Genomic DNA, 12,760 nt, shown 5'->3' with positions numbered 1-12,760 from the left:
GATCTGCTGGCCTCGACCCGCGCCCCGCCCACCTTCGATCGGTTCCAGCGCAATATCCACCAGTCGCTGCAATAGCCGAGTACCGCACCGACCGGGTGCTGGAGTACGAGATCGAGCGGTGTCACGTGGTCGATCGGAGCGACCACACCGCATCGAGGTAGCGGGCCGGCCCTACCGGACGGTGATCTGCAATCGCAGCGCGCCGTCCGGTGTCGTGGCGTGCAGCGCCTGGGAGATCAGGCTGCCGAGGTCGACCTTGCCGAGCACGCCGGTGGTCAGCGCGAGCAGCGGCTGGACGACCGGGAACAGTTCGCGCAGTTCGGGTCCGAGCATGTCCAGTTTCCGGGTGAGCGCGTCGAGGAAGGGAAGCAGTCCGATCACGTCTTCGGTGTCGGTGAGGTAGTCGCCCGGGGTGTCGCCGATCCGCACGACTCGCGCGATCGCCGCGGCCACCTCGCTGACCCGCGGCCCGAAGTCCGCCCACGGGGTGGCGGCGGCGGTCAATTCGCCACCTGCCCAAGTCATCTCGGCGGCCTGGGCCTGCATGTCGATCAGCAGTTCGCGGATCAGGTCGGTGCGGCTCACGAGCGTCGCGGCCAGCAGATCGGAGGCTCTGGACAGTTGCGGGATCACCGCCTCGGTGCCCGCGAGACCGGTGCTGAAGTTCTCGATGATGGCGGCCACCGTCGCTGGATCCACCTGTTCCAGCAGCTGGGTGGCGGTGCGGGCGACCTCGGGAATCGACACCGGACGCTGCACCGAGGCGGCCGCCAACCGGTCGCCGTCGCGCAGATACGGCCCACCCGCGGCCGTCGGCCGGAATTCCAGGTAGGGCTCGCCAAGTGCGGAGAGTGTTTCGATGCGTACCGAACTGTTCGCGGGCACACGGTATTCGGCGTCGTAGCGGAAGTCGACCTCGATGCCTGCGCGGGTGTGGGTCACCGAGGTGATCTGCCCGATCTGGACACCGGAGAGCAGGACCTTGGAGCGCGGCAGCAGTCCGCCGGAATCCGGGACCGTCATCGTGGCCTCGGTGTGCTCGGTGAACCAGCCGACCCGCACCACGCCGAAACTCAGGTAGCCGACGCCGATCAGCAGAATCGCCGCGATCGCGGCCAGCGAGGCGACCGGGCCGAGCCGCCGCAGCACCTCGTCGCTCGTGCTGCCCGCGGGAGCAGGCGGAACGTAGCCGGGATAGTCGGGCTCGGTGGCGACGGTCATCGCACGACTCCGATCATCCTGAGGGTGGCGATGATTCGTGCCACCTGCTCGTCGGTGGCGACCGGCGTCTCGGCTCCGTCCACCGCTACTGCGCCGATGTTCAGTTTCGGACCGCGCTCGACGAACGGAATGATCTTGTCGCGAACCAGCGACACGACCCGGTTCAAGTTCGACGGCGCGGTCAAATCCAGTGGCTGATCCGCGAACAGCAAGGGCACCAAGGCTTTCGCGGCAGCGTCACTCGCCTCCAGCAGCGGGCCGAGCCAGGCGATCGCGTGACCGACGATGCCGAGCCCGCCGACGACGCCGAGCGTGAGGACCAGCGATTTCGCGTCGGCCGGGATCTCGACCGCCCCGCGCTCACTGAGCAGCGCGTCCAGTTCACGCGGATTGTCCAGCGCGGCATCCAGATCCCGCTGGATGGTGTCCAGGAACCGGTCCACCACCGCCATGTCGGCGGCCACGTCGGACACGTCGCGACCGATGACCTCGAAGATCCGCGCCGTCTCGGCGGGCCGGTCGGGCAGGGTCGCGTTGACCCGGTTGACGATGTCCTGCATCTGCTGCATCGCGCCGCCGCCGACGAAGGTGGACATGCCGGCCAGCAGATCCTCGACCTGGAGCGCGGGCCGGGTGCGCGCGAGCGGGATGGTTCCGCCCGGCGGGATGGTGCGGTCGAAATCGCTTGTCGGCGTAGTGAGTCCGATGTAGATGTCGCCGAGGATGGTGTTCTGGCGCAGCTGGACGGTGGTGCCGACCGGCAGCCGCACCCGCTCGGCGATCTCGACGAGGGCCTCCACCCGGCCCGGCTGCTCGAGCGTCGGATCCACCACGCTCACCTCGCGCAGGCTGCCGATCTGCGCGCCGTTGGCCACGACCTTCGCCCGGGCGGGCAGGTTCAGCGCGTTGGCCAGCTCGATCCGCACCTGGTAGGTGGGGCCGGACACCGTCGCGCCGGGCACCGGCACTTGCGCGGGATCGAATCCGCATCCCGACAGCAGCCCTAGTGTCAGCACCGGGACGAGCGCGGCGCGCCGGACAGATCGCGTGGTCATCGGGCACCTACCGTTCCGAGCACCAGGGACACGAGATTCACGTCGGCCAAACCGTTTTCGGCTCCGTCGCAGTGGCCGGGCAGCACCGCGTTCAGCGCGGCACAGACCTGGTCGGCCTGCTCGCGGGGCAGTCCGACCTTGGGCGCGGCGTAGGTCAGCTGCGGCCTGCCGGTCGCCGGGTCGATCACCTCCTCGAAGAACTGCACGATCGGCGGAATCATCTCCACCAGCTGCCGCAGCGTCGCGACGTTCGCCGAGAGCAGCCGCAATCCGGGCAGCGCGCCGTCCAGCGCCCCGAGGATCGGCCTGCCGTATTCGCGGGCGATGCTGTTCAGCCACGGCAGAATGACCAGCAGCGAGTCGATGAGCTGCACCACCCGGTCCCAGAGCTCGTTGATGAAGGCGATGCCCTCGCTCGCCTGCAACAGCACGATCCGGATGTCGTCCCAGTTCATCGCGATGCTCGACATCAGCCTGCCGTAGGAGTCGAGCAGCCCGCCGATATGTCCGATGGCCGCGTCGGGTGCGCGCAGCGCGTCGCCGAGATCGGTGATCAGCTTGTTCAGCGCCGGTCCGGTGCCGGAGGTGGCGGCTTCGAAGGCGACGACGCTGTCGCGAATCCTTGTCTGCTCGCCCGGATTTCCGCCGCCGGTCAGCTGTCCGGCGAGCTGGGAGAAGCCCTGGAGCGTCTGACTGATGCTCTTCGGCGTGAAGGTTTTCGTGATGCACGTCGACCGGTCCCACGGCGCGGCGCCCGGCTCGCCGAGGACCGCGAGGTCGCGATCGGCCACCAGTGTGTCGGAGACCGTGGTCGCGGTGACCTCGCCGCGCAACACGCGATCCTCCCGCACCTCGAAGTCCACCCGCACACCAGTGCCCTCGGGGCGCACCGAGTTCACGGTGCCGATCGGAATGCCAAGGGCTGTCACGTGATTGCCCGCGTACAGGCCGACGGCGTCGGGCATCATGGCGCAGTAGGCGACCGTCTTCTTCACGGGATCGAACACCACGAGGTAAGCGACTGCGGCGACCGCCGCGAGTACCAGCGCGCCGAGCACGGTCACGAAACCCTGGGAACGCAGAATGCCTTTCATCGCTCAGCACTCCCATCCGGGCAGCGGAATGCACACCGGCGCGGTGAGCGCCGACTGATCGATGACGACACCCTCCTCGGAGGCGGTCAGCGCCACGAGTCGCTCGCGCAGCTGCTTCCACTGCGGAAGGGCCAGATCCAGTTGCGCGGCAAGCTGTTCCAGTTGGGGTAGCAACTCACGAAGCTTCCCGGCCAGCGGCGCGAGGATCTCGCGCCAAGACGGCTCGATGGCGGCGATCCTGGACAGCAGCGAGGCGGCGATGGTCAGTGCCGAGGCGATCTCGGCGCGCTTGCCGAGGCCGACGGTCATCAGTGTGCCGAGCTCGCGGACGAACGTACCGATGAGCGATTTGTTGACGTCGATGGTGCGCAGGTACTCGTCCATCACCGTGAGCGCGCGCGAGACCTCGAGGTTCTGCCTGCGCAGGATGTCGACGAACGACTGCATCGCGCCGCCCATCTGACGCAGCGCGTCCGGACTGGTGTCGAGGGATTGCTGGAGGGCGGCCAGATTCTGGCGCAGCGTCTCGCCGTCGACCTCGGAGACCGGCGCGGCGGCGTCCTGCAGAATGCGCACCAGGCTGTAGGGGAGGCGGACTCGATCTGGTGGAATCGGTCGCGAGCCGAGAGCTTCTGTGCCCGAGGGGAACACCGCGACGTAGTGGCCGCCGACCGCGGTCAGCATGCGGATCTCCAGGCTGGTCGTGTCGCCGAGGAACACGTCGCGGTCGACGGTGAAGGTCATTCGCACTTTCGTCTCGCCCAGCTCGAGCGCCGTCACCGAGCCGACGGTGATGCCTGCCAGGCGGACCTGGTCGCCGACCTTCACCGAGTTGGCCTCCACCAGATCGGCGGTGTAGCTCGCCTTGCCGAACGGGACCAGATAGATCACCGCCGTGGCCAGCAGCAACGCGGCGACGGACAGTCCGCCGAGGACGCCGAGGCGGAACTCCCTCGCGTTCTTCGCCGCCTGGTGCCGGTCGTGCGAAAACCCGTGCGGCGCGAGCCGATTCAGCAGACGTTGCGTCATCCGTTGCATATCGCGATCCTCTGCCCGGCGACGAGCACCGAAAGCACCTGGGGAAGTTGGACCGACCCGTTGGAACAGCTCATCGACACCGGTCCCGCCGCGCCGGGGGCGGGCGGCAGTACATTGCTCAGCGCTTGGAGCAGACCGGGGAGCCTGCCGAGCAGGTCCAGCGCGGCGTCCGGGTCGGGGAACAGCAGCCGCAGGTCCGTCATCAGGTCCGGGTTCGCGTGTTCGGTGAATCCGAGGGTCTCCATCAGGCGGTTCAGGGGCGCCATCGCCGAGGGGGCCGCGGCGGCGAAGTCGAGCAATCCGTCCAGCTTCACCCGGAACGCGCTGATCACCTCGGCGATGCCTGCCATCAGGGTGACCAGATGCGGTGAGCGACCGCCGATCTGCCCGGAGATCGCGTGCAGGTTGGCCACGATGGTCGCGATCACCGCCTGCCGATCGGAGGTGTAGCGACTGAGTTTCTCGATGGCGTCCAGCGCGGGACCGATGCCGGAGCCGTTGCCCTCGATCACCGCGAGCACGCTCTCGGTGAACTGGTTGAGCGCGCCGGGGGAGAACTCGGCGATCACCGGCTGCAACCCGTTGAACAGCTGGGTGATGTCGAAGGACGGCACCGTGTTGGCCACCCCGAGCGCCGCACCGGGCGGCAGCGGCGTGCCCGGCCGATCCGGTTGCCGCACATCGACGTAGCGCTGCCCGGTGAGCGACTGGTAGCGGATGGCGAGGACGCTGGAGTCGTAGATCGGACGGTCGCGCTGAACCGTGAAGCGCACCCGCGCGTTGGTGCCCGCCCGCTCGATCTCGGCGACCTTGCCGACCGAGACACCGAACATCCGGACGTCGTCGCCGGTCTTCAATCCGCTCACATCGGTGAATTCCGCGGTATAGGAACCGGTCTCGCCGTCCACCGGCCGGGTGATCGCCTGCACGATGACGACGAGCAGCACGAGCATCGCGACGGCGAACAGTCCGAGTCGCCACATCACCGCTCGGATCGGCAGGGTCGTCATCGCGCACCCCCCGAACCATCGAGCGCCGCGAAGTCCGACGTCCCGAGCAACGGCACCGCCAGCCCGGGCATCCCGCGCAGGATCACGGCCACGTTCAAAGCGGGGCCGTCAGGGGTGTCGGAGAACATGCGGTTCAACCGATCGATCAGTTCCAGCAGCTCGGCGCGCGAGCGACCCGGCGCGGGCACGGTGGCGGCGAGGGCGGCGACCAGCGGCGTCAGTTCGGTTGTGTACGGCGACAATTGCCGGTTCGCGGCGTCGCCGAGCGCGCCGATCGACGGCAGCGCACCGTCCACGACCATGGTGATGGTGGCGTCGTAGCGCGGGCGGTCGTTCAGGAAGATCTCGATGTTCATGACCGAGTGCAGCAGCCGGAAGGTCGCGGAGGCGAAATCGCCGACGCCACCGAAGAAGGCCGAGTACTGGTCGATCAGGTACGGCGCCGGATAACGCTGGGTGTCGGCCACGGCGCGGCTCAGCGAGATGATCGCCTCCCAGAGCGGTGCGAACGAGCTCATCCCGCTGTTGACCGTGGCGAGCAATTCCGAAAGCCGCGGGGTGAGCACCTCCGTGGAGGTCTCGGTGAGCGCGCGCAGCAGGCTGCCCATGGTCACGTCGGTGACCTTGTCCGCGTGCGCTCCGGCGAGATCGATCAGGTCGCCCTCGGTGAGCGGGGCGCCGCCGTCGGCCGCTCGCAGCGTGAGAGCGCTGATGCCGAACAGGTTTTCGGGGGCGTAGTCCACGGTCAGCGCGTCGGTCAGGCCCGCCGTCTGCGTCTTGTCGAGATTCAGCGTGATCAGCTGGCGACCCACGCCGACGGCGGTTATCTCGGTGATCTCGCCGACGGTGACGCCGTCGTAGCGCACCCGTGTGCCCTCGATGACGCCCTCGCCGATCTGCTCGGTGCGCAATTGGACCTGGAGGCGGTCCGGTGGCCGGTCGTCGAGCCCCGCGCGCCAGGTGAGAGCCGCGACGACCGTCAACGTCAACGCGGCCGCGCCGAGCGCGCGGGAACCGCGCTTGTTCATCGGCACGCCGGGCAGTCCGTAGTTCGGCATGCGCTCACCCCGGGAATTCGATGGCGGAGTCGACGCCCCACAGCACGATGGTGAGCACCATGTCTAGGGCGATGATGGCGACGAAGCTGGCACGCACCGCGCGACCGGAGGCGATGCCGACTCCCTCGGGTCCGCCGGAGGCGAAAAAGCCGTAGTAGCAATGGATCAGGATCACGGTGACGCCGAACACCAGGATCTTGATCACCGCGGCGAGCACGTCGTAGCCGCTGGTGAACTGGAAGAAGTAGTGGTTGTAGACCCCGCCCGCCTGACCGTGCAGCAGCACGATGACGGCCGAGCAGGCCAGGTAGCTCAGGATCAGCGCGATGAGGAAGGTCGGCACGATCGCGACGGCGCCCGCGATGACCCGCGTGGTGACGACGAACGGCACCGAGCGCAGCCCGAGGGACTCGATGGCGTCGATCTCCTCGGAGATGCGCATCGAGCCGATCTCCGCGGTCATCCGGCAGCCCGCCTGCGCCGCGAAGCCGACCGCCGCCGCGATCGGTGCGAGCTCCCTGGTGTTGGCGAAGGCCGACACCACCCCGGTGACGGGTCCGAGCCCGATCAGGTCCAGCGCGGCGAAAGACTGGATGCCGACACCCGCGCCCATCGCGACGCCGAGCACCACCAGCATCGGCACGGTGCCGCCGCCGACGATGACCGACCCGCGTCCCCAGGTCATATCGGTGATGGTGCGCATCGTCTGGGCGCGGTAGCGGCGCAACGTCAGCGGTATCGCCCACAGCGCCTGGAAGACGAACCCGAGCAGGAAGCCGGTGTTCTCGACCGGAGCGAGGAGCCTGCCGCGCTCGCGGACGACGCGATAGGCCCAGCCGAGACCCCTTGGCGCGTACGGTGTCGCGGTCATCTCAGGCCACCCGCAGCGGTAGGAACATCGTGACGATCTGGGTGATCACCAGGTTGACGACGATGATCGAGGCCACCGAGATCACCACGGCGGCGTTGACACCATCGGCGACGCCGCGCGGACCGCCTCTGGCCTCCAGCCCGCGCTGACAGGCGATGATCACCACCAGGAATCCGAACAGCATGGCCTTGGCCAGCGAGATCCACACGTCGGCGACGACCGCGAAGGAACCGAACGTCGCCCAGTAGCTGCCCGGCGTGACGTTCTGCGCGCTGATCGCCACCGCGTAGCCGGAGACCACGCCGACGAAGATGATGAGCACGTTGAGCAGGGGCGCGACGAAAAGCATGGCCACCACCCGGGGAATCACCAGCCGGTGCACGGGACTGATGCCCATGGTGCGCAACGCGTCTATCTCCTCGCGCACGGTCCGCGCGCCGAGATCGGCGGCGATGGCCGAGGCGCCCGCACCGCCGAGCAGCAGGCCGGTCGCGATGGGCGCGCCCTGCTGGATCACGCCGAGCCCGCCGGCCGCGCCGATCATCGAGTCGGCGCCGAGCTGGTGGATCAGGTTGCCGACCTGCACCGACACCACCACGCCGAAGGGCACCGCCATCAGGACGGCGGGCAGTGCCGTGACGGTCACCAGATACCAGGCCTGGCGCAGCATCTCCTGCCACTGGAAGCGCAGGCCGATCAGATCGGAGAGCGCGCCGCGCACCGACTCGATGCCGAGATCGACGGCCCTTCCGAAGGTGCGCACGCTGGAAACCGCTGTGCCGGTGACATTTTCCCGCACGATCCGGATCGCGCCCGCGTCCGCGACGCTCGGTGGCGCCTCCTTCATGGTTCCTCCCTGCGTCCCCCGTAGCGCACGCCGATCCGCCTCGGCGCTCGTCGCCCGACAGTCACCGGAAGCCGGTAGCCCGACGACACATTCGCATGTGACAGCCAGCACTTTTACCGGCCGGAAGTAATCCACGTCACACGCAAATACAACGACGTCAATTTACCTCCGAGCCGACGTCGTCGCCGTAGAATTCGACGAATCCGGTTGTCTCCGAGGGCAAGACGAGGTGTGGCAGCCCGACGTTCGAGCGCGCTCCGCCCCGGCGAGTCATCTCCTGCGTACACTGTTTCAATCGAGTGACCAGTTCGCTGGGGGAGTGCTGACGCTCAACCACCCACGACCATGGAGGCGAAGGTGTCAGCGCGACGCGACCAGATCCTCGACGCGGCACGCGATCTCGTCCTCCGCGAGGGCTACGCCCAGGCGAGCATGCACGCCATCGCCCGAGCCGCCGGCTTGACCAGGCCCGCCCTCTACGCCGAATTCGGCGACCGCGACGCACTTTTCACCGCCCTGCTCGATCGGGAGGAAGAGCGCGCGTTGACGATGGCCGCCGCGGCCTTTCCCGAGATCCGGCCAGGGGCCGATCCCGCCGCGATCGCGGTCGAGGCCGCCGACCTGTTCCTGGAGATGGTGCTGGCCGCGCCCGGCACGTGGCGCTTCGTGCTGATGCGCGACCAAGCCCTGCCGCCCTCGGCGCACGAACGGGTGGCGCGCGGCCGGATGGCGCTGCGCGAGCGCTCCGAAGCGATGATCCGGATCATCGCCGCCATGGCCGAACGCGAACTGGACGCCGAACTCGTCAGCTACACCGCCATCAGCACCAGCGAGACCGCCGCGCGCTTGCTGCTGGCCGAAGGCGGAACGCAGCGCCGCGACGCGATCGCCTCGACCTTGCGCTGGATCGCGCGCCGAGCGGTGGCGACGGCTGGAATCGGGGAGGCGTCCGGTGGCGCGGGCCGGTAGCGACGCCGCGCGGCCGCGCCGCAGGTACGCCAAGCGCCTGCAGCCCGCCGACCGGCGAGAACAGTTGCTCGACACGGCCTTACGTATCCTCGCCGAGTCCGGATTCGCCGACGTCACCATCGCGGCGGTGGCCGAGCGCGGCGGCGTGACCCGCCCGGTGGTCTACGACCTCTACGCCAACCGTGACGACCTGCTCCGCGATCTCATCGCGCGCGAGACCGCGCGCATGGTCGCCGCCACCTCGCACGTCGCCGAGAGTGCCGCCGCGCCCGCCGATCCCAAGGCGGCGCTGCTCTCGGGCCTGAGGCGCTTCTTGTGTGATCTGCGCTCCGTACCGGACAGCTGGCGGCTGGTCTACTACCCGATCGACGGGGTGCCCGCCGCACTGCGCGCACCGATCGAGCGGGCGCGCGACGAACTGCGCGCACCGCTGCGGCGGCTGCTGCGCGACTGGCTGGCGAGCCGACCTGCCGAAGAGCGCACCGACGAGGTGGATCTGGACGTCTTCGTCGAAATCGTGCAAGGCGCCGTGCAGACCGTCGCGCGCCAGATGCTCGCCGAACCCGAGCGCTTCGACCTCGACCGGATTCTGCGGGTGGTCGATCTGCTGCTGTACGAAAAACCCTGAGCTACAACGGGCTCCGAGGCAGTGGCGGCGGGCTGCGCAGCCGCATGGTCGGTTCCGTCTGGGACGGATCGCGCCCGATTTATAGACAATGATGTTCGTCAACACTATGGTCTAGCCATGACGAAGTTCGACGGTAAGAGCTGCCTGATCACCGGGGCGGCCAGCGGTCTTGGCCGCGGCACCGCGCACGCGGTAGCGGCCAAGGGCGCGTCACTGATTCTCACCGACATCGACGCGGCAGGCCTGCAGCGTACTGCCGAAGAGTTGCGCGCGGCGGGCGCCACCGTGCACCTGGCCGAAGCGCTCGACGTCAGCGACCACACCGCCGTCGTCGCGCTGGCCGCCAAGGTGCACGAGAAGATCGGCAGCGTCGACATCGTGATGAACGTGGCGGGCATCGCCACCTGGGGAGCCGTCGATCGGCTCACCCACGACCAGTGGCGGCGCACCATCGACATCGACCTGATGGGGCCGATCCACGTCATCGAGGAGTTCTTGCCGCCGATGATCGAGGCTGGACGCGGCGGACACCTGGTCAATGTGTCCTCGGCCGCGGGCCTGTTCGGCCTGCCGTGGCACGCGCCCTACAGCGCGAGCAAATTCGGGCTGCGCGGCGTCTCGGAGGTGCTGCGCTTCGACCTGCGCAGGCACGGCATCGGCGTGAGCCTGGTGTGCCCGGGCGCGATGTCGACCCCGATGGTGAACCGCGTGGACATCGCGGGCGTCGACCGCGAGGCAGAGGCGGTACAGCGCGGGCTGAAGCTGTTCCTGCGGCACGCCGTCACCGCCGAGCAGGCCGCGAATTCCATTGTGCGCGGGGTCGAGCGGAACAGGTACCTGATCTACACCTCGCAGGACATTCGCATCGGACACTGGGCCCAGCGCTACTTCCCGCCCGCCTACAACCTCGCCATGCGCGGGCTGAACTGGGCGATGCAGCGGTACGTCGACAAGCCAGGGGTGCTGCGCGCACCCTGAGGCGTACCTCCGCCTTCGCTCCGGCCATGCGCGGGTCGACGGCGGGCTTCGTCCGGCTGCGCCAGCGGCCGGACACCCACCTCGGAGAGGGGATCGCCATGGTCGAACCGCTGACGAGCGCCACCGGCGCACCGCCGGACGCACGTTTCGACATCGGACCGGAGCGCTATCCGAAACTGCATGCGTCCGTGACGGTTCCGATCCCCATGTCCGACGGCGCGGTCCTGAGCGCCGACGTCCTGCGCCCAGGCGACCGCTCCGGGCCGACCACCGAACCGCTCCCGGCGTTGATCAACTTCACCGCCTACAACAAGATGATCAACCGGCACGGCATGCGCGCGAATCGGGCGCTGCGCACGCTGGCGGGTCGCGTCGCACCGTCCGACCGCGCCAGGATGACCGCGCGGGACGTGCTGCGCACACCCGCGGGGGGTGTCTTGGAACCGTTCGCGATCAACCGTACCGCCGTGTCGCGTGGGTACGTGGGGCTGATGGTGGACGTACGCGGCACCGGAAGTTCTACGGGCACTTGGGATTTCTTCGGTCACCGGGAACAGCAGGACTATCTCGAGGTGGTCCGGTGGGTGCGCGAACAGCCCTGGTGCGACGGACGCGTTGCGGTGACGGGTCTTTCCTACGGCGCGATCGCGGCGCTCGTCACCGCGGGCTTGCGCCCCGAGGGACTCGCCGCCGTATTCGCCATCGAGGCGGGAGAGAACCCGGTGCGCGAACTCGGGCTCACCGGCGGGGTGCCCACGCCGGGCATGCTCGCATGGATCCTGTTCGTGCACGGAGCCGGGCGGCTTCCGGCGCTGCCCGGTCTCGTCCGCAACGGGCTGCTCGGCCGATACCTGCGCGACCGGATCACCGGGCGCTCGGATTGGGTACGCCGCGCCATCCGGATCGCCGTCAGCATCGACCACCCCGACGGCTACCTCAATCCGGAGTGGGCGGCGCGGCTGGCGCACTTCGAGGAGATCGACGTCCCCACCTGGATCCACGGCGGCTGGCACGACGTCTACAACCGCTCGAATTTCCGCATCTACGAACGTATTCCGGTCGCGCCGGGAGCCAAGCAGATCTTGGTGGACGACTCCTACCACCTCACGCCAGGCTCCGGCTTCGGCGATCCCGGCAACCCGCAGGCGCTCGACGAACTCCAGTGCGCGTTCTTCGACCGCTGGGTCAAGGGCGTCGACAACGGAATCGACCGGTACGGACCGGTGACGGTGCGCAGACAAGGCGATGGACGCTGGATCCGCCGCGCCGAGTTCCCGGACCCGGCGACGCGTGTGCGCAGGCTCTACCTCACCGCCGATCCGAGCGGCACCGCGGCACACGCCGCCGCCGACGGCGGATTGTCGACCGCGCCAACGGATACCGAGTGCCCGCTGACGGTGCCGACGGGCCGGGTCAGCGCGGCCTCGAACAACACCGCGGTCATGACGATGGGCGTCGCGCTGCTGTTCGGCGACCGTTTCGGCAACGACGACCGGCGCAGCGAGGCCACCGCGATCACCTTCACCAGCGCGCCGTTCGAGACCGACACCGTGCTCTCCGGTCCGATGAATCTGCACTTGCTCGCCGCGGTCGACGGGGCCGACGCTTTCTGGTCGGTCACCGTGTGCGACGTGCGCCCCGACGGTGTGTCGGCGCCGCTCACCCGTGGCGCGCTGCTGTCGACGCTCCGCGCGATCGATGCCGCCGACAGCTATTACGCCGAGGGCGAACTGCTTTTCGCCATGCACCCCATGACCGCCGATTCCGCGCTGCCGGTGACGCCGGGGGAGGCCTTCGAGATCGACATCGAGATCAACCCCACCGAGGCGCTGCTTCGCGCCGGGCATCGGCTGCGAGTCGCGGTCAGCCCCACCAGTTTCCCGCGCCATCTGATTCCGCCGTGGAAGCAGCGCCAGATCGCCGGTCAGCGCATCCTGTTGCGCCCTGACCGTCCCAGCTACCTGAGTTTCCGCGCGCTCGGCGGCGACTGA

General features: G+C 68.8%; 12 protein-coding genes. 4 read left to right on the top strand and 8 right to left on the bottom strand.

Annotation, left to right across the window (positions count from 1 at the left end; all coding sequences use genetic code 11):
• Window positions 1-171 precede the first annotated feature (171 nt).
• Genes ABZV58_RS19840 through ABZV58_RS19805 form a run of 8 tightly spaced genes read right to left on the bottom strand, consistent with a single transcriptional unit; the run spans window position 172 to window position 8,194 of the window.
• A complete protein-coding gene (locus ABZV58_RS19840; RefSeq protein WP_355001591.1) occupies window positions 172-1,221 on the bottom strand; it encodes an MlaD family protein in 1,050 nt (349 codons plus the stop codon).
• The gene (locus ABZV58_RS19835; RefSeq protein WP_355001590.1) at window positions 1,218-2,276 is read right to left on the bottom strand and encodes an MlaD family protein; all 1,059 of its coding nucleotides are present in this window, start codon (window positions 2,274-2,276) and stop codon (window positions 1,218-1,220) included. The genes ABZV58_RS19840 and ABZV58_RS19835 overlap by 4 nt, the downstream gene beginning before the upstream one ends.
• Entirely contained in the window at window positions 2,273-3,370 is a 1,098-nt protein-coding gene (locus ABZV58_RS19830) for an MlaD family protein (protein WP_355001589.1), read from the bottom strand. Before ABZV58_RS19830 ends, ABZV58_RS19835 begins: the two co-directional genes overlap by 4 nt.
• 3 nt (window positions 3,371-3,373) lie before the next feature.
• Complete coding sequence (locus ABZV58_RS19825; RefSeq protein WP_355001588.1) at window positions 3,374-4,408, bottom strand: MlaD family protein; 1,035 nt, start codon at window positions 4,406-4,408, stop codon at window positions 3,374-3,376.
• Entirely contained in the window at window positions 4,396-5,418 is a 1,023-nt protein-coding gene (locus ABZV58_RS19820; protein ID WP_355001587.1) for an MCE family protein, read from the bottom strand. Before ABZV58_RS19820 ends, ABZV58_RS19825 begins: the two co-directional genes overlap by 13 nt.
• On the bottom strand, window positions 5,415-6,476 hold the full coding sequence (locus ABZV58_RS19815; protein WP_355001586.1) for a mammalian cell entry protein: 1,062 nt from the start codon (window positions 6,474-6,476) through the stop codon (window positions 5,415-5,417). Before ABZV58_RS19815 ends, ABZV58_RS19820 begins: the two co-directional genes overlap by 4 nt.
• 4 nt (window positions 6,477-6,480) lie before the next feature.
• Window positions 6,481-7,347: an ABC transporter permease gene (locus ABZV58_RS19810; RefSeq protein WP_355001585.1), complete on the bottom strand. Its 867-nt coding sequence runs from the start codon at window positions 7,345-7,347 to the stop codon at window positions 6,481-6,483.
• Window position 7,348: 1 nt separating this feature from the next.
• Window positions 7,349-8,194, bottom strand: coding sequence for an ABC transporter permease (locus tag ABZV58_RS19805; RefSeq protein WP_355001584.1), 846 nt, complete (start codon window positions 8,192-8,194; stop codon window positions 7,349-7,351).
• Between the two features lie 357 nt (window positions 8,195-8,551).
• Here ABZV58_RS19805 and ABZV58_RS19800 point away from each other — a divergent pair, with 357 nt between their 5' ends.
• From ABZV58_RS19800 to ABZV58_RS19785, 4 genes are all read left to right on the top strand, one after another.
• Complete coding sequence (locus tag ABZV58_RS19800) at window positions 8,552-9,163, top strand: helix-turn-helix domain-containing protein (RefSeq protein ID WP_355001583.1); 612 nt, start codon at window positions 8,552-8,554, stop codon at window positions 9,161-9,163.
• On the top strand, window positions 9,147-9,791 hold the full coding sequence (locus ABZV58_RS19795) for a helix-turn-helix domain-containing protein (RefSeq protein WP_355001582.1): 645 nt from the start codon (window positions 9,147-9,149) through the stop codon (window positions 9,789-9,791). The genes ABZV58_RS19800 and ABZV58_RS19795 overlap by 17 nt, the downstream gene beginning before the upstream one ends.
• Window positions 9,792-9,908: 117 nt before the next feature.
• A complete protein-coding gene (locus tag ABZV58_RS19790; RefSeq protein WP_355001581.1) occupies window positions 9,909-10,769 on the top strand; it encodes an SDR family oxidoreductase in 861 nt (286 codons plus the stop codon).
• Between the two features lie 26 nt (window positions 10,770-10,795).
• Complete coding sequence (locus ABZV58_RS19785; RefSeq protein ID WP_355001580.1) at window positions 10,796-12,760, top strand: CocE/NonD family hydrolase; 1,965 nt, start codon at window positions 10,796-10,798, stop codon at window positions 12,758-12,760.

The sequence above is a fragment of the Nocardia sp. NPDC004654 genome (assembly GCF_040609595.1).
Lineage (GTDB): Bacteria > Actinomycetota > Actinomycetes > Mycobacteriales > Mycobacteriaceae > Nocardia.
This window is presented reverse-complemented; position numbering and strand designations above follow the sequence as displayed.